The 16,385-nt window shown below is 67.7% G+C and carries 14 protein-coding genes; 6 read left to right on the top strand and 8 right to left on the bottom strand.

All coding sequences use genetic code 11. The annotated features are described in order from the left end of the window. Nucleotides 1-168 precede the first annotated feature (168 nt). Entirely contained in the window at nucleotides 169-1,533 is a 1,365-nt protein-coding gene (locus ACFTE1_RS15940; RefSeq protein ID WP_380621330.1) for a hemolysin family protein, read from the top strand. After that, entirely contained in the window at nucleotides 1,526-2,542 is a 1,017-nt protein-coding gene (locus ACFTE1_RS15935; RefSeq protein ID WP_380621328.1) for a hemolysin family protein, read from the top strand. The genes ACFTE1_RS15940 and ACFTE1_RS15935 overlap by 8 nt, the downstream gene beginning before the upstream one ends. Before the next feature lie 48 nt (nucleotides 2,543-2,590). On the opposite strand, the gene ACFTE1_RS15930 is transcribed toward ACFTE1_RS15935, so the two are convergent. The 3 genes from ACFTE1_RS15930 to soxR all read right to left on the bottom strand — a co-directional run bounded on the left by ACFTE1_RS15930 (nucleotide 2,591) and on the right by soxR (nucleotide 4,554). Continuing rightward, nucleotides 2,591-3,241: an MOSC domain-containing protein gene (locus ACFTE1_RS15930; RefSeq protein ID WP_380621326.1), complete on the bottom strand. Its 651-nt coding sequence runs from the start codon at nucleotides 3,239-3,241 to the stop codon at nucleotides 2,591-2,593. A gap of 49 nt (nucleotides 3,242-3,290) precedes the next feature. Then, nucleotides 3,291-3,935 (bottom strand): MOSC domain-containing protein, encoded by a 645-nt coding sequence (locus ACFTE1_RS15925; protein WP_380621324.1) that lies wholly within the window; start codon nucleotides 3,933-3,935, stop codon nucleotides 3,291-3,293. A 172-nt stretch (nucleotides 3,936-4,107) separates the two neighbouring features. Next, nucleotides 4,108-4,554 carry a redox-sensitive transcriptional activator SoxR gene (soxR, locus tag ACFTE1_RS15920; RefSeq protein WP_380621322.1) on the bottom strand — a complete coding sequence of 149 codons (447 nt, stop codon included), beginning with the start codon at nucleotides 4,552-4,554 and terminating at the stop codon, nucleotides 4,108-4,110. A 59-nt stretch (nucleotides 4,555-4,613) separates the two neighbouring features. Here soxR and ACFTE1_RS15915 point away from each other — a divergent pair, with 59 nt between their 5' ends. Together ACFTE1_RS15915 and ACFTE1_RS15910 are read left to right on the top strand one after the other, a co-directional pair. After that, the gene (locus ACFTE1_RS15915; RefSeq protein WP_380621320.1) at nucleotides 4,614-5,288 is read left to right on the top strand and encodes a transketolase; all 675 of its coding nucleotides are present in this window, start codon (nucleotides 4,614-4,616) and stop codon (nucleotides 5,286-5,288) included. A 35-nt stretch (nucleotides 5,289-5,323) separates the two neighbouring features. Next, entirely contained in the window at nucleotides 5,324-6,232 is a 909-nt protein-coding gene (locus ACFTE1_RS15910) for a transketolase family protein (RefSeq protein WP_380621318.1), read from the top strand. Nucleotides 6,233-6,418: 186 nt separating this feature from the next. Here the strand turns inward: ACFTE1_RS15910 and ACFTE1_RS15905 are convergent, their stop codons facing one another. Together ACFTE1_RS15905 and ACFTE1_RS15900 are read right to left on the bottom strand one after the other, a co-directional pair. After that, a complete protein-coding gene (locus ACFTE1_RS15905; RefSeq protein WP_380621316.1) occupies nucleotides 6,419-7,063 on the bottom strand; it encodes a hypothetical protein in 645 nt (214 codons plus the stop codon). 139 nt (nucleotides 7,064-7,202) lie between these two features. After that, nucleotides 7,203-8,024 (bottom strand): SGNH/GDSL hydrolase family protein, encoded by an 822-nt coding sequence (locus ACFTE1_RS15900; protein WP_380621314.1) that lies wholly within the window; start codon nucleotides 8,022-8,024, stop codon nucleotides 7,203-7,205. 347 nt (nucleotides 8,025-8,371) lie between these two features. On the opposite strand from ACFTE1_RS15900, the gene mfd reads away from it, so the two are divergent. Together mfd and ACFTE1_RS15890 are read left to right on the top strand one after the other, a co-directional pair. Then, complete coding sequence (mfd, locus tag ACFTE1_RS15895; protein ID WP_380621312.1) at nucleotides 8,372-12,016, top strand: transcription-repair coupling factor; 3,645 nt, start codon at nucleotides 8,372-8,374, stop codon at nucleotides 12,014-12,016. Then, complete coding sequence (locus ACFTE1_RS15890; RefSeq protein WP_380621310.1) at nucleotides 12,013-12,861, top strand: MazG nucleotide pyrophosphohydrolase domain-containing protein; 849 nt, start codon at nucleotides 12,013-12,015, stop codon at nucleotides 12,859-12,861. The genes mfd and ACFTE1_RS15890 overlap by 4 nt, the downstream gene beginning before the upstream one ends. 256 nt (nucleotides 12,862-13,117) lie before the next feature. Here ACFTE1_RS15890 and ACFTE1_RS15885 read toward each other — a convergent pair whose 3' ends face one another. From ACFTE1_RS15885 to ACFTE1_RS15875, 3 genes are all read right to left on the bottom strand, one after another. Beyond that, on the bottom strand, nucleotides 13,118-13,744 hold the full coding sequence (locus ACFTE1_RS15885; protein WP_380621308.1) for a hypothetical protein: 627 nt from the start codon (nucleotides 13,742-13,744) through the stop codon (nucleotides 13,118-13,120). A gap of 61 nt (nucleotides 13,745-13,805) precedes the next feature. Next, nucleotides 13,806-15,068 (bottom strand): hypothetical protein, encoded by a 1,263-nt coding sequence (locus tag ACFTE1_RS15880; RefSeq protein WP_380621306.1) that lies wholly within the window; start codon nucleotides 15,066-15,068, stop codon nucleotides 13,806-13,808. Nucleotides 15,069-15,715: 647 nt separating this feature from the next. Beyond that, the gene (locus ACFTE1_RS15875; protein ID WP_380621304.1) at nucleotides 15,716-16,006 is read right to left on the bottom strand and encodes a hypothetical protein; all 291 of its coding nucleotides are present in this window, start codon (nucleotides 16,004-16,006) and stop codon (nucleotides 15,716-15,718) included. Nucleotides 16,007-16,385: the final 379 nt, after the last annotated feature.

Here is a 16,385-nt window from a genome sequence, read left to right as displayed (position 1 = left end):
GCGGCCGGGACGGTTCGAACGCAGTTTCGCCGCCTCCCCGCGCACTGGAGTGGGCCCGCGCTTACAATTCCATTCCATGGACGCTGATCCCCTGAGTAGGAGGCGCTGTGGAGCAGCGCCGACCGAACCTTCGACCATGGCGTGCGACTCGGGTCCGGTGGGGACCGAGTGACCGAGGCCTGGATTCTCCTCTCCCTCGTCGTGGTTCTCATCGCGGCGAACGCGCTCTTCGTGGCGGCCGAGTTCGCCCTGGTCACCGTCGACCGCCCGACCATCGCCCGCATGGCCGACGAGGGCGACCGCCGCGCTGACTCGGTGAGGTCGGCCCTGAAGACCCTGTCCACGCAGCTTTCGGGCGCGCAGTTGGGCATCACCGTCACCAGCCTGGTCGTCGGCGCCATCGCGGAGCCGTCGATAGCGACGCTCCTCAGGGGAGGGCTGGGGGCGCTGGACCTGCCGGAGGGCACGGCCCTCGCGGTGTCGGTCACCGCGGCGTTCCTCATCGCCACCACCGCGCAGATGGTGTTCGGGGAGTTGGTTCCCAAGAACTGGGCCATCGCCGAGCCGGTCAGGGTCGGCCGCGCCGTCGCCGGCGCACAGCGGGCCTTCAGCTGGGTCAGCAGGCCTCTGCTCGCCTTCCTCAACGGGACGGCCAACGCCATCGTGCGCCGTCTCGGCATCGAGCCGAAGGAGGAGCTCGCCTCGGCCCGCTCGGCGCAGGAGCTGGCGGCGCTGGCCTCGCGGTCGGCCGACCAGGGCCTGCTCGAAGGGGACATCGCCCAGCGGGTCGCACACTCGGTCGCTCTGGGGGAGCGCACCGCCTCGGACGCCATGACCCCGCGGCCCAGGGTTCACTTCGTCCAGGCCGACGACAGCGCCGCCGACATCCTCGACCTGGCCGCCCGGACCGGTATCTCCCGTTTCCCTGTGGTGGGCGAGACGGTCGACGACATCATCGGGGTCGTGCACTTCAAACAGGCGCTCACCGTGCCCCGTGGGGAGAGGTCTACGACCGGTGTCGCCGACATCGCCGCTCCGGTGAGGTCGCTGCCGGGGGTGATGCCGCTCGATTCCGTCCTCGAACAGCTGCGGGAGAGGATCGCCCTGGCCGTGGTCGTGGACGAGTACGGGGGCACTGACGGCATCGTCACCCTCGAGGACATCATCGAGGAGGTCGTGGGCGACATCGCCGACGAGCAGGACCCCGTCGGGGACGCTGTCCGTAGCCTAGAGGGCGGGCGCTGGTCGCTGCCGGGGATGATGCGCCCGGACGAGGTCGGCGAGGCCACCGGGCTCCGGCTGCCCGAGGGCGAGGAGTCGGACACCCTCAGCGGTCTGCTCACCGAGAGGCTGGAGAGATTTCCCGAACAGGGGGACGAGGTCACCGTGGACGCCTTCGACGTCGACCGCGCCGATGACAGCGGCCTTCCGCGCCCTGTCGCGGTCCGCTTCACCGTGGAGTCGGTGAGCGACCACCGTGCCGAACAGGTGGTCGTGGAGCGAGTGGAACCGGTGGAGGACCCCGATGAATGACCTGTACGCCGTTCTTTTCACCGTGGTCCTGCTGGCGGGCAACGCCTTCTTCGTCGGTTCCGAGTTCGCGCTCCTGGCCGTCAGGCGCTCGCAGATCGAGCTGCGCGCCGCCGAGGGCTCGCGCGTCGCCCGGCTGACCCTCAAGGCCCTGGAACAGGTGTCGCTGATGATGGCCGGCGCGCAGCTGGGCATCACGGCCTGTTCCCTGGGCCTCGGCGCCGTCGGCGAGCCGGCCATAGCCCACTTGATCGAGAAGCCCATGGAGGCCGTCGGCATCACCGGCGCCGCGCTGCACGGCATCGCGTTCGCCATCGCCATGAGCATCGTCGTCTTCCTGCACATGGTGCTGGGGGAGATGGTCCCCAAGAACATCGCCATCGCGGGGCCGGAGCGTTCGGCGATGGCGCTGGGACCGGTCCTGTACGGGATCGTGTTCCTGCTGCGGCCGTTCATCGCGCTGCTCAACGGGCTGTCCAACCTCGTGCTGCGGATGCTTCGCGTGTCGCCCAAGGACGAGGTGGCCTCCGCGTTCACCGCCGAAGAGGTGTCGGCGTTCATCGCCGAGTCCCACCGAGAGGGGCTGCTTGACGAGGAGGAGCGGCGTCTCCTGACCACTGCTGTGGACATGGACAGGGAGACGGTGGCGTCCACGCTGGTTCCGCTGGAGGAACTGGCCGTCCTTCCGCACGGGGCGACGCCGGAGGCGGCCGAGGAGGAGTTCCTGCGGACCGGTTTCTCCCGCTTCCCGGTGTTCGGGGCGGACGGGTCCATGACCCGCTATATCCACCTCAAAGACCTGCTGAGTCTTCCGTCGTCGGAGGCCGGGGAACCGATCCCGGCGTCGAGGATGCGGCCCCTGTCCACCCTCGCGACGGACACGGCTCTGGACGACGCGTTGGACCTCATGCAGGCGCAGGGCGCCCATCTCGCGCTCGTGGAGCGCAACGGCGCGGTCGTCGGCGCCGTCATGCTGGGCGCCGTCGTGGACCGCCTGGCGGGGACCCGCTAGGCCGACGCAGCGAATCCGCTCGGCGGGACCGGTTCCGCCGAGCGGGCCTCACGGCGCCGGGTTCAGCGCTTCGGCCAGTTCCTGTTTCGTGTACTCCGGCAGGCCCGGGGGCTCAGCGATGCGCCGGAGCTCCTCTCGGTCGCGCATGTACGCGCGGAAGAAGCGGGCGACGGTGACTCCGTGCCCGGGTTCGCCGAGGACGGTGATCGCGTCGCCGGCGCGAATCTCCCCGGCCTCGGCTACGGCGAAGTAGGTTCCGGGGCGTTCTTCGGCGGTGAACGTCTTCAGCCAGCCGGGCACGTCCATCCAGCCGCGGAAGGTCCCGCAGGGGATGCGCGGGCCGGTGGCCTCCAGGACCACCGAGGGCCCCACTCGGATCCGCTGTCCGAGGACCAGGCTGTTGAGGTCGACCCCCTCGGTCGTCAGGTTCTCGCCGAACCGGCCCGGGCCGAGGTCGCGGCCGAGTAGCTCGGAGAAGAAGCCGTAGTCCTCGCTCGCGTAGGCGTACACGGCTTGCGCGGGTCCGCCGTGGTGCTCGCGGTCGCCGATGAAGTCGCCGCCCGCTCCGCTTCCGGAGGGGGAATCGGGCGCGGAGACGGCGACCGGCCCCGTGACGGGGCGCTTGTCGATGCCGGTCTTCGCGGCGCTCTTCCAGGGGTTCGAACGGGGGCGGGCGATGTTGACCGATACGGCGTGCATCGTCTCAGTCTAGAAGGGACGCCGTGCGGGGGAAATCGATTTTCCCTCGCTAGGAGGCGAGTTTCCGCTCCAGGTAGGCGGCCACGTACTCGGGCAGTCCCGGCGCGGCGTTCATGTCGTGGAGGATCTTCTTGTCGCGCATGCGGCCCTCGAAGTACTTCGCGATGGTGTAGCCGTGGGCGGGCGCCTCCAGGGGTTCGATGGCGTCGCCGGCCCGCACCTCGCCCTCCTCGATCACGCGGAAGTAGGCGCCGGGTTTCATCTGGGCGGTGAAGGTCTTGAGCCATCCGGCGGTGTCCATATATCCGCGGAAGGTGTTGCAGGGGATGCGCGGGGCGCTGGCCTCCAGGACGACGTCCGGACCGACGCGGACGAGCTGGCCGAGGACGAGCGCGTTGACGTCGAGGCCCTCGGTCGTGAGGTTCTCGCCGAAGGCGCCGGGGGCGAAGGTCCGGCCGGTGATCCGCTCGAACAGCCGGTAGTCCTCCGCCGCATAGGAGTACACGGCCTGAACGTGGCCGCCGTGGTGCTTCTTGTCGCCCAGCTCGTCGCCGGCCACGCCGCTCTCGCCGAGTTCGGAGGGGGAGTGGAGTGCGACGGGACCCTGCACGGGGCTCTTGTCGATGCCGGTGTGCTCGTAGTCCTGCCAGGGGTTCTCTTGCAGCTTGCCGATGTTGACCGAGGAGACTCTCATGGCGGACAGTCTACTCCGGGGAGGCGTGGATTTCGAGGTGGCGGAACGCGGCGGAAGCCTCGGTCGACCGCCCATAGGTCGGACGCGGAGCGGGAGCCGGGTCGGGGCCGCATTGGTCGGTGATCCGCCGTCCGTCGCCGAACTCGGGCCGTTTCCGCCGTCGGGCCTCCCTCTACCGGGTGTCCGGCTCCAGCGTGTTGTAGCGCCCCTCGGCGCGCGGTGCGGTATCGTCGGGATTGACCAGCGCGCAGTTCTTGGCTGAGAGGCAGCCGCAGCCGACGCACCCGTCGAGGTCGTCCCGCAGGGTCACCAGTGTGGCGATCTTGGCGTCGAGCCGCTCGCGCCAGATCGTGGAGATCGACTGCCAGTCCTTCGGGGTGGGGGTCCGGTTCCCGGGGAGCCGGTCGAGGGCCTCCTTGATCTCGGCCAGCGACATGCCGACCGCCTGCGAGGCCCGGATGAAGGCCACCCGGCGCAGTTCGCGGCGGTGGTAGCGGCGTTGGTTCCCGGACGTGCGGTGGGACCGGATGAGCCCCTTGTCCTCATAGAAGCGCAGCGTGGGCTGCGAGGCGCCGCAGCGGTCCGAGAACTCTCCTATGGTCATCTCCGACAAAACCATGTGACCTCCATCACCAGATGCTTGATCTCAAGTTAACTTTAACTTTAATACTGAGTGGCATGCGCACCGTAGATTTCACCACTCTCAAGAACTTCGCAGGAGAGCTGCAGCCCGACAACCGCTACGTCGACGACCACTACGCCCTCGACCTCCACTGGACCATGTACGACCGGGTCCTCGACATCACCCCGGCCACGGTCGACAGCCCCTACCGCGACCGCTACTTCATCTCCAAGGGGCACCGCGCCACCGCCCTCTACATCGTCCTGGCCCGCAAGGGGTTCATCCCCTTCCACTGGCTGGAGTCGATGTACGAGCCCGAGTCGCCCCTCGGGGGCCACCCCGACCGGCTCCGCATACCCGGCGTGGAGATCTCCTCCGGCTCGCTGGGCCACGGACTCCCGCTGGCGCTCGGCTCCCTCGCGGCGATGCGGGCTCAGGGGCTCACCAAGCCGCACATGTACGTCGTCATCGGCGACGGCGAACTCGACGAGGGCAGCAACCACGAGGCCATCGCCTACGCCGGGCTGACCGGCACCGCGGGGCTGACCGCCATCGTCCTCGACAACGACTCCGCCTCCCACGGCTGGGGCGGGGACCTCCCGGGCCGCTTCACCGCTCACGGCTGGACCGCCGAGACGGTGGATACCTCCGACCACGACGCGCTCGCCCGGGCGGCCCTGGACCACCGCGCCGACGGCCCCAAGGTCGTCGTCGCCCGCTACCGCGCCTGACCGGCGAACAATACTCAAAGAAGAGGAACGAGACCATGCGCAACGTCATCACCGCCGCCGAGATGCGCGAGACCTTCATGCAGACCACCGCCGAGCTGATGGACGCCGACTCCCGGCTCAGCCTCGTCCTGGCCGCCATCGGGGCGGGCGGGGACCAGCTCGGGCCCCTGCTCCGGAAACACCCCGAGCGCGCCTTCGACGTCGGCATCCGCGAACAGCTGATGGTCGGGATGGCCGCCGGCACCGCCCTGGAGGGCTACCGGCCGATCCTGCACTCCTACGCGCCCTTCCTCGTGGAGCGGGCCTTCGAGCAGATCAAGCTCGACTTCGTCCACCAGGGACTCAGCGGGATCCTGGTGAGCACCGGCGCCTCCTATGACTGGTCGCAGGGCGGCTACACGCACTACAGCCCCTCCGACGTCGCGCTGCTGGGCTCGATCCCCGGGTTCACCGTCCACGTCCCCGGGCACGCCGCCGAGGTCGACGCGGTGCTCCGGGAGGCCGCCGGGAGCGAGGAGCGCGTCTACGTCCGCCTGTCCACCCGCTCCAACGCGGAGCCGTTCCCCGAGGGCATCGGCGGCTTCGCGCCCTTCTCCCAGGGGCGGCAGGGCGTCGTCGTGGCCGTGGGGCCGATGCTCGACCCGGTTCTGGAGGCCGTGCGGGACCTCGACATCACCGTTGTCTACACCGCCACGCCGAGCAACCTGGCGAAGTTCCCCGTCGACGCCTTCGGGCGGGAGGCCGTCGTGCTAGTGGAGCCCTACCTGGAGGGGACGAGCGCGTCCCGGATCAGCGAGGCCATGGGCCGCAAGATGCACCGCCTCCTGTCGATCGGCGTGAAAAACCGCGACCTGCACCGCTACGGAACGCCCGAGGACCACGACCGGTGGAACGGGATCGACCCGCAGTCCATGCGCGCGAGGATCGTCGACTTCCTCTACTGAGACCGGTCCCCTTCGGAGGACACGGCACCCGGGTCCGCCGGACCCGCTCTCCTCCGGAGGGGACGCCCCCTGGAACGCCGAGAGGGGCCGGACGATACGTCCGGCCCCTCTCGGCGACTTGTCCTCCGCCGGCGACCCGGCGGTGTCTCCCGGTGAGTCCCCTGTGGAACTCTCCGGGAGCGCCCCTCACATGTAGGGGTGCTGCGGCTGCTCCTTGCGGAAGAACTCGTTGGCCTTCGGCAGGGCGAGGAAGATGATGATGAGCAGGGCGCCCAGAGTGGACATGATGAGCGCCAGCCACCAGACTCCGTTGACCCACGCGGGGATCAGCTCGTCGATCTTCTCGGCCGCCGCCTGCTGCTGGACCGCCGCGGCGTCGGTCGGAGGCGTGTCGCCCCCGAGGACCTCGCTGAGGCTGCCGAGCCCGCAGCAGGCCAGCATGATCGCCGACGTGATCCAGGAGAGGATGCGGGCCGGGTTCTTGCCCTTGGAGTTGAAGATCGCCAGGATCACGTGGACCGCGGCGAAGACGGCGAGGATGATGAAGGCGATGGTGGCGAACACGCCGATGACGCTGGCCAGGTTGTTCAGGATGTCCGTCTGCTCGGCCTGGGGCAGGTCGTCCCAGCCCTCCGACTGCGGCAGGAAGTCGCGCAGTCCGTCGGCCACGGGGTCCTTCAGGGCGAACAGGGAGATGCCCGCCAGGATCAGGACGGCGGCGGTCGCGTACTGGAGAAGGACGGCGACTGTGACGACGCCGGGGCGGGCCTTCGGCGCGGGTCCCCGTCCCGGTTCGGGTCCGGGGAACTGGGGCAGGTCGGGTTGAGCCATGAGAACTCCTCCTAATGCTCGGGCGTTCAAGGAGAACGGTAACAGTTGGTCCCGACCGCGCGGACGCTGAGTGGTCGGCGTACGACTGGCTTCATTCTAGGCGCCGCCCGCCGACCTCGCAGCTGGATCGGCGTCGGCGTCAACTGGCGGCGACGGCCGCGACGGCGCTCCGGAGCTCCGGCATGAACCCGTCGGCGTGCCCGGTCGCGTTGGGGTGGTAGGACTCCGCCAGGTCGGACTTGAGCCCGTTCACGTAGGACCCCGAGGCGCAGACGCCCCTGCCGTCGAACTCGTCGATCGGGTCGGCGAAGGAGAATCCGGCGCGTCCCGCCGCGGCGGCGACCACGTCGCGCAGCACGTAGGTGGCGTCGTTGATGAACTTCTGCTCGGTGGTGTTGATGCCCAGGTTCCCCCAGCAGGTCTGCTCGACGAAGAGGACGGGGTAGCCCACGATGAGGACGTCCGCGTTCGGGGCCGACTGGCGCACTTCGGCGTAGAGCGCGTCCAGTTCGGACGGCAGGTCCTCGGTGGCCTGCCGCTCGGCCTCGTCGACGCGTGCCTCACAGGTCGAGGTCCCGTTGAAGGTGCACGTGCTCAGCACGTCGGCGAAGCCGATGTCGTTGCCTCCCACCGAGAGGGTGACCAGCCCGGTGGAGTCGTCCAGGGCGTCGACCTGGTCGGCGTAGATGTCGGGGATCCGGGCGCCGCTGCAGGCCCGGAAGTCGAGGTCCGCCCCGAGCTCGGTGCCCAGCAGCGGGCCGTAGGCGTTCTGCGAGCGGTAGCAGCCGTCGCCCTTCTTGCTGGCGGTGTCGGGGTAGTAGGAGCCGGCCCCCGCGCCGGAGGCGAAGGAGTCTCCCATCGCGACATAGGAGGTCCCGTCGGCGGCGTGGGACATTCCGGGCATCAGCGAGGTGAAGAAGAGGACCAGGGCGGCGAGCGCGGCGGTCTTGACGATTCTCATGGGAACCTCCGGCGGGTCGGGAGCACGGGCCGTGCCAAATATTGGTAATTATCTATAGATGGTACCGATTAGGGATGAATACGGCGAGACCCCGCAGACGACGCGAGGCGACCATGGGGGAAAGAATAGGACAGAACGACCCCTCATGAGAGAACGGCAACGGCGCGCCGCGAACCGTCCCCGACTTGAGTTAGAATCGATCGGTTCGCGCAGAACCACGCGGCGAACCTCCACGAGACTCTCCGACCGGGGCCGCCCGGTCCGACCGGAGCCGCCCGGCCCCACAGGGCCGCCCGGCCGTCCGCCAACACCGCCAGAACACACCGCGATCCGTTCGGGAGCAACGAGTGCCAGCCACACCCGCCGACCACGGCCCATCCTCCGCGCCCGCCCTCACCGCGCTGCTCGAAGCCGAGGGCGCCAACCCGCGACTCCAACGCCTCGCCGCCCTCGCCGGAGAACGCCGCGACGACGTGGACATCGTGACTGTCCCCGCCGCCCAGTCCCTCGCCCTGGCCCACCTCAGCCGCCGCGCCGAAGGCGACGGCAGGCCCTACCGGCCCCTCGTCGCCGTCACCGCGACCAGCCGCGAGGCCGAGGAACTCGTCGAGGCCCTCACCTCCTACCTCGACGAGGACTCCGTCGCCTACTACCCCGCCTGGGAGACCCTCCCCCACGAACGCCTCTCCCCGCGCTCCGACACCGTGGCCCGCCGCCTCGAGCTCCTCCACCGCCTCCACACCGGCGACGTCCCCCGCGTCATCGTCACCCCCGTCCGAGGCGCCCTCCAGCCCCAGATGAAGGGCCTGGGCGTGCGCGCCCCGCTCGAACTGCACGCCGGCGACGACCACGACCTCGACGACCTCACCGCCCGACTCGGCGAACTCGCCTACGAGAGGGTCGACCTCGTCGAGAAGCGCGGCGAGTTCGCCCTGCGCGGAGGCATCCTCGACCTCTTCCCGCCCACCGCCCCCCACCCAGTCCGCATCGAGTTCTTCGGCGACGAGATCGACTCCATGCGCGAGTTCTCCGTCGCCGACCAGCGCTCCCTCGACGAAGTCCGCTCCGTGCGCGCCGTCGCCTGCCGCGAGCTCCTCCTCACCGACGAAGTCCGCCAGAAGGCCGCCCACGTCGCCGAGGAGTACCCCGGACTGGCCGACACGGCCGAGAAACTCTCCCAGGGCATCCCGACCGACGGCATGGAGTCGCTCATCCCGCTGCTGGTCGGAGCCGACAACCTCGAACTGTTCAACGAGACGCTCCCCTCCGACACGCTCGTCGTCGCCATCGACCCCGAGCGCATCAAGGCCCGCGCCGTAGACCTGACCCAGACCTCCACCGAGTTCCTCAACGCCTCGTGGGAGGCCGCCGCCGTGGGCGGACAGGCCCCCGTCGACCTCGGCGCCGCCGTCTTCCGCGACCTCGCCGACGCCCGCACCACCGTGCTGGCCAAGGGCCAGAACTGGTGGACGCTCTCCCCCTTCGCCGCCGCCCCGGACACCGACCTCGACCCCGTCGCCGCCGAACTCGCCGACATCACCGGCGAAGGCGGATCCTCCTCCGTCGCCGAGTTCGGCACCACCGTCGACCTCGGGATCGCCTCCACGCCCCGCTACCACAACGACGCCGCGAAACTCGTCGCCGACATCCGCGGCCACCTCGGCGAGGGCTACTCCGTCGCCGTCGTCTACCCCGCGCTGGGCGGAGCCGAACGCGCCGCCGAACAGCTGAAGGAGGCCGGAGTCGGCGCCCACGTCGCCACCGTCCCCGAGGCCTTCCCCGCCGGCGAGGTCACCGCCTGCGTCGGACACCTCCAGCAGGGCTTCACCGACCCCGTGGCCAAGACCGCCGTCGTCACCGCCGCCGACATCCTGGGCGGCAAGGCGCTCGCGGCCGTGCGCCCGCGCCAGGGCAAGGCCGTGCGCCGGCGCGGCACCGTCAACCCCATGGAGCTCAAGCCCGGCGACTTCGTCGTCCACGACTCGCACGGCGTGGGCAAGTTCGTCGAGATGGTGCGCCGCGCCATCGCCGGGGCCGAGCGCGAGTACCTCGTCCTGGAGTACGCGCCCTCCAAGCGCGGCCAGCCCGGCGACCGGCTCTTCGTGCCGACCGACGCGCTCGACCAGCTCTCCCGCTACGTCGGCGGGGAGTCGCCGTCGCTGCACAAGCTCGGCGGGTCCGACTGGCAGAAGACCAAGCGCCGCGCTCGCAAGGCCGTCAAGGAGATCGCCGGCGAGCTGATCCAGCTCTACGCCCAGCGCCAGGCCGCGAAGGGGCACGCCTTCGGAGCGGACTCGCCGTGGCAGCGCGAGCTGGAGGACGCCTTCCCCTACATCGAGACGCCCGACCAGATGTCGGCGATCATCGACACCAAGTCCGACATGGAGGCCGAGATGCCGATGGACCGGCTCGTCTCCGGCGACGTCGGCTTCGGCAAGACGGAGATCGCCGTGCGGGCCGCCTTCAAGGCCGTGCAGGACGGCAAGCAGGTCGCGGTGCTCGTGCCGACCACCCTCCTGGCGTCCCAGCACTACAACACCTTCGTCGAGCGCATGGGCCAGTTCCCGGTCAAGATCCGGCAGCTCTCGCGCTTCCAGACCACGCGCGACGCCATGGAGATCCAGAAGGGTCTCACCGACGGGTCGGTGGACATCGTCATCGGCACGCACCGCCTCCTCCAGGCCGAGACGGTCTTCAAGAACCTCGGACTCATCGTCGTCGACGAGGAGCAGCGCTTCGGCGTGCAGCAGAAGGAGCAGCTCAAGGCGCTCCGCGCCTCGGTCGACGTGCTCACCATGTCGGCGACGCCCATCCCCAGGACGCTGGAGATGGCGGTGACCGGCATCCGCGAGATGTCCCAGATCGCCACGCCCCCCGAAGAGCGTCACCCGGTCCTGACCTACGTCGGCGCGTGGGAGTCCAAACAGGTCGCCGCCGCGATCCGCCGCGAGCTGCTGCGCGACGGCCAGGCCTTCTACCTGCACAACAGGGTCGAGAGCATCGACCGCGCCGCCGAGCGCCTGCGCGAGCTCGTGCCCGAGGCGCGGATCGTCGTCGCCCACGGCAAGATGTCCGAGAAGGAGCTCGAGACGATCATGCAGGGCTTCTGGGACGGGGAGTACGACGTCCTGGTGTCCACCACCATCATCGAGTCGGGCATCGACATCCCCAACGCGAACACGCTGATCGTCGAGCGCGCCGACGTGCTGGGCCTCTCCCAGTTGCACCAGATCCGCGGGCGCGTCGGACGTTCCCGCGAGCGCGCCTACGCCTACTTCCTCTACCCGTCCGAGACGCCGCTGTCCGAGACCGCGCACGAGCGGCTCGCGACGATCGCGCAGCACTCCGAGCTGGGCGCGGGCATGTACGTGGCGATGAAGGATCTCGAGATCCGCGGCGCGGGCAACCTCCTCGGTGCTGAGCAGTCCGGCCACATCGCCGACGTCGGCTTCGACCTCTACCTGCGCATGGTCGGAGAGGCTGTGCAGCAGTACAAGGAGGAGGGCGCGCCGCCGGCCGAGCCGATCAAGGTGGAGCTGCCGCTCAACGCGAGCATCCCGATCGACTATGTGTCGGTGGAGCGGCTCCGCCTGGAGGCCTACCGGAAGATCTCGGAGGTGCGGAGCGAGGGCGAGCTCAAGGAGGTCGAGGAGGAACTGTCCGACCGCTACGGGCCCGCTCCGGAGGAGTTGCAGAACCTCTACCACTTGGCGCGCTTCCGGATCATGGCGCGCAACGCCGGGCTCCAGGACGTGTCCGTGCAGGGGCGCAATCTGCGGTTCTCGCACGTCGACCTGCCCGAGTCCAAGCAGGTGCGTCTCAAGCGGCTCTATCCGGAGGCGACGTACAAGGCGCCCGCCGGGCTCATCTCGCTGCCGCGTCCGAAGGCGGGCGGCATGGGGGCGAAGCCGTTCGACGGCATCGAGCTTCTGCAGTGGTGCGCGACGTTCATCGCCGACATCATGCCGGCTCCGAAGGAGGCGGCCGTATGAGCGTGACCGTACTCAGAGCGTCGAGCGCCGTCGCTCCGGGGCTCTATTCCGGTGCGGCGTGGAAGGCTCTGTTCGCGGCTCCGACCGTGGCCGCGTCGCGGGAGAGCGAGGCGACCGAGGCCGTCGTGGCGGCAGGGGTGGACGTCAAGGTCCTCGGTTCGGTTCGCGATCTGGACGAGGGCGTGTGGATCGAGAACGAGGGCGACGATCTCGGCGAAGCCGAGATACTGGAGGCCTCATGGGGGCGCAGAGGATCGCGCGTGCTCGACCTGGTCGACACAGTGGACGCTTTGCACGGCGCGGAGAAGGGCTGCCCGTGGCACAAGGGGCAGACGCACCAGACGCTGTCCAGGTTCCTGCTGGAGGAGACCTACGAGACGCTGGAGGCGATCGACGGCGAGTCCGCCGAGGACCTCGAAGAGGAGCTGGGGGACCTGCTGTTCCAGCCGATCCTGCACGCGCGCATAGCGGGGGAGTTCGACATCGACGCCGTGGCGGCCGGGATCGTCGACAAGATCGTCCGCCGCCACCCGCACGTCTTCGGCGATGCCGAGGCCGAGGATCTGTACGAGAACTGGGACAAGATCAAGGGTGCGGAGAAGTCCCACCGGACCTCGCCGGCCGACGGGGTGCCGAAGAACCTGCCGGCCCTCGCTTACGCGCAGAAGATCTTGCAGCGCACCGACTCAGAGTGGGCCGTCTCGGAGCATCCGGAGAACTACGGGTCCGCCGCGATGGCGGAGGAGGTAGGGGAGAAGTTGCTGGAGCTCGTGGACGAGGCCCGGAAGGGCGGAGTCGACGCGGAGACGGCGTTGCGGCAGGCCGTGGCCCGTCGACTGGAGTGATCCCTCCGATTGCTAGTTCTGGTTCGCACCAAGACTTTCTGCGCGGCGGCCGAGCATGATATTTCTGTGCCTTCTTCGACGGACCCTGACAAGTCCTACCAATCGTGCTCGTTTTCGTCGGTGGCCGACTCATCCACTGAAGCCGTCCCACAAGCATCGACACGCCGGCCTCAAACTCACCACGAGAGCTGCCACGGTCTTGTTCCACGCGGAACAACCTGCCCTCGCTTCGGCAATGGAGGTCGTCGTGGCCGCTCTACTTGGAGGGAGAGCAGTCGAACGATTCGGCGACTTTGGTGCCGCACAGCGCGTATTCCCACGTGTGTTGGAGGGTGAATTCGTCGCCGTTGCCGGTCCGATAATCGATCTCGATGTCGCGGATGTACGCCCCCTGTGGGCCCGCTTGGAGACTGATGATCAGTTCGTCGCGTTCGTCTGCTGTAAGCACATCATCGCACCGTGCAGTGACTTTGAAACCGTCGACGCCCTCTCGCATCGTCCCACCGATCTCGTAGTTGACCGGGTCATCAATCGTTCCGAGGAGTCCCTCGAAGCCGGTGTCGTCCGGTGTTCTTGTGAAGTGGCGAATGACGACACGGGATTCTTCTGGTTCGGTGCCTTCGGGACTATCCCAACGAATCTCTTCCAAAGTCAGGGATTCGCTGTCATCGACGACGCACGGTGTCATAGCTCCGAACAGGGCGTTCCATGACGCGTCTTCGGCGAGGCCTTCGGGTCGGTATTGCGCGTATGATCCCTTGTCTCCGCCATGTCTGAGCGAGAGGGGGTCGGTGGAGTTCTCGATGTGTTCTACTCGGCCGTCGTTGCCACAGGAAGTCATGGCAAGAATGACGGGCACGGTGATCAGCAGGCGTCGTTTCACGGTGGTCCTCGCTCAATGGGTGCGGTGCCCGCTCGGTTGAGCGGGCACCATGAAGCACGGTCTACTGGTAATTGAGCGCTAGGCGCCCGGCAAAGGCGGGGTCCGTCTCTTTCCCGCACATGGCCTTGTTCCCTCCGGTTACGTTGTAGTTGTAGATCTTCCCGCTGCTGAAATAGGAGATCACCTTCATATTGAACCCGAGGATGTCCTTGACCTTGAATCCTCCTGAATGCTCATAGGCCCTGTAGCCGCTGTATTCGCGTGTCCACGTACCGTTGCTCACCGCCTGGCAGTGGCGGTATTGGGGATGGCTACCGAGCTCCAACGTGCGGGTGCCGCCGGTCTCGTGGTGGGCCATCCAGGTGTCCTTGCGAATACTTCCGCACGCGACGTAAACCCGGTACTTACGGAATTCGACGTTGATTCGGTACTGCCGATACGTGTTCACGTAATTGAAGGTTTGGCCCCAGGTGTCCCTGCGGGTTCGCGTCTCGCTTGCGGAGTATTCTCCGCCGCCGTAGGAGACGGCCGCACCGAATGTGGTGCTGTGTTCCCTGCCGCTGTTGTAGATCATTTGTGCCGTACTGTCGCTGGTCTTCAACGTGAAGGTTTCACCAGTGGCGGCCCAGCGGTTTCGGGTGAGGAGATGCCGCGGCTTCGTAATCGGGCAAACGCCACCGCCCTCTTGGACAGTGACATCGCTCTTCAGGGACGCGAACTTCGCCTCGTCTGACAGGAGCTCATCCAGGTCCTCGGTGACTTTCACCTGCTTCATATCGACCGTTGCCGGTTGCTTCTGCTCATTGGACAGTGTCGCGACCTCACCTAGCTCTGGGGGAGTGTCGGCGGGATCGACCCAGCCCTCCCATGATCCGGCGGAGGCGAATCGGATAGTAGTCCCCGTGTCCGCCAGCTGGGGATCGCTACCAGCCGTCATGACCTGCACATTGATGTCGGCGAAGCCGGCTGTGTCCATGTAGTTGGCTGGAAATTCGGTAGGTTCCAGATAGACCCACACGGTATTCTGGCTGATGGAGAATTCTGGGATGATGCGATGGGCGGGGAGCTGCTCATCTGGGGTGAATTTTCCTTCGGCCTCCTGGGTCGGCCAGACATCGACCATGACCAACGTGTCCGTCTCGGAGGGAAGGTCGAATGGTACGGCGACTTCCAGGGCCTTAAGGTCTTCGGCCTCCAAAGTCTGGCTGTTCGCCGCAGGTGCTGCGGCCAGCAACGCGACGGCAGACATGGCCGCAGCACTAATTGCGGAAATGAATCTGGGTTTGACCGCAGCCGGGGGTCGGTTGGAGTCGTTCTGTTTCATATCAAACTTTCGAGTGGGGGTTGTCGGGGATCCTGAGCGTGTCCGACCAGGGGGATCCGGAGGCCGCGGTGTCCAGTCCGACGGGGGCCTCGACTCACGGGCACCACACGCACAAGTGTCAGTCTATGGATCCCCGGTAGCCCAGTCCAGTACCTTTCATTCTATTCATTGAGTGTTAAATAGCTATATGCTTTGTGCCATCATTGCGCATGCGCAAGGTTGACGGTCCTCGTGTTGAGCGTCCTGCAAGGCGTCCCGCAGGGCCTCGATTTTCTGACGCGCCTTCGTCGACTCCCTCTCTGCCTGGGTTTTGCTCGACTCGAATGGTGGACTTCCGCTCTCAGCCGTTTGATCATCCGGCGGAGGCCGGTGGGTTCCGCAGCCGGGACGAGGGTCGACAGCAGCTGTCGGTGCCGACCGATTCCCAGCCGGCGGTACCAACCTGTTGAACGCTTTTCCAGACGAGCAGCATGGATTTCACGGCAATGGCCACTATTCCGGTCCGAGAATTCTAGGGCTGTGATGAACGGCCCGAGGGCGAAAAGCGCTGAGGTTCCGCGAACAGGGCGGTGGCGGACGCGTCCGGCGTTGTGGAAGTCGCCCGATCGGCCCAGAGCCAGGGCTTTCGGCCGATGCGCGGGCAAGGGTCATCGCAGCGCTTTCTCCCGGTGCTCCGCCAATATTGGGCGCAGCAGTAGGATTCCCGTGAGTGACAGGGCGGCGGCACCCCAGAGGGCCTCCCGCACCCCCAACGGCTCGCCCAGAAAACCTCCGGCCAGAACTCCGGCCAGGGTCGCTCCGCTGGTGACGAGCCGCAGGGTCACGATGAACCGGCCGAGCCTGTTCTCGTCCGCCGCCACCCGCACGTCTTCGGCGACGCCGAGGCCGACGATCTGTACGAGAACTGGGACAAGATCAAGGGCGCGGAGAAGTCCCACCGGACCTCGCCGGCCGACGGGGTGCCGAAGAACCTGCCGGCCCTCGCTTACGCGCAGAAGATCCTGCAGCGCACCGACTCAGAGTGGGCAGTGTCCGAGAATCCGGAGAATTATGGATCCGCCGCGATGGCGGAAGAGGTAGGGAAGCGGTTGCTGGAACTCGTGGACGAGGCCCGGAAGGGCGGAGTCGACGCGGAGACGGCGTTGCGGCAGGCCGTGGCCCGCCGTCTGGAGTGAGCGGAACGGATTCCAGTACGGTGTCGCACCAGGGTGTTCAGAGCGGCGTCCGAACACGGCATTTCTGTGTCTTCTTCGACGGACCCGGCCAAGCTCTGCCTCCTGTTCGATTTCACCGGTGTCCGATATGGCACGGGAAGGC

This window comes from Salininema proteolyticum, from assembly GCF_042685645.1.
Taxonomy (GTDB): domain Bacteria; phylum Actinomycetota; class Actinomycetes; order Mycobacteriales; family Micromonosporaceae; genus Salininema; species Salininema proteolyticum.
This window is presented reverse-complemented; position numbering and strand designations above follow the sequence as displayed.

Coding starts and splice junctions, on each gene's coding strand:
- ACFTE1_RS15880 (WP_380621306.1), bottom strand. CDS start 15,068: ATGAAACAGAACGACTCCAACCGACCCCCGGCTGCGGTCAAACCCAGA.
- ACFTE1_RS15925 (WP_380621324.1), bottom strand. CDS start 3,935: ATGAGAGTCTCCTCGGTCAACATCGGCAAGCTGCAAGAGAACCCCTGG.
- ACFTE1_RS15930 (WP_380621326.1), bottom strand. CDS start 3,241: ATGCACGCCGTATCGGTCAACATCGCCCGCCCCCGTTCGAACCCCTGG.
- ACFTE1_RS15910 (WP_380621318.1), top strand. CDS start 5,324: ATGCGCAACGTCATCACCGCCGCCGAGATGCGCGAGACCTTCATGCAG.
- ACFTE1_RS15935 (WP_380621328.1), top strand. CDS start 1,526: ATGAATGACCTGTACGCCGTTCTTTTCACCGTGGTCCTGCTGGCGGGC.
- soxR (WP_380621322.1), bottom strand. CDS start 4,554: ATGGTTTTGTCGGAGATGACCATAGGAGAGTTCTCGGACCGCTGCGGC.
- ACFTE1_RS15915 (WP_380621320.1), top strand. CDS start 4,614: ATGCGCACCGTAGATTTCACCACTCTCAAGAACTTCGCAGGAGAGCTG.
- ACFTE1_RS15905 (WP_380621316.1), bottom strand. CDS start 7,063: ATGGCTCAACCCGACCTGCCCCAGTTCCCCGGACCCGAACCGGGACGG.
- ACFTE1_RS15900 (WP_380621314.1), bottom strand. CDS start 8,024: ATGAGAATCGTCAAGACCGCCGCGCTCGCCGCCCTGGTCCTCTTCTTC.
- ACFTE1_RS15890 (WP_380621310.1), top strand. CDS start 12,013: ATGAGCGTGACCGTACTCAGAGCGTCGAGCGCCGTCGCTCCGGGGCTC.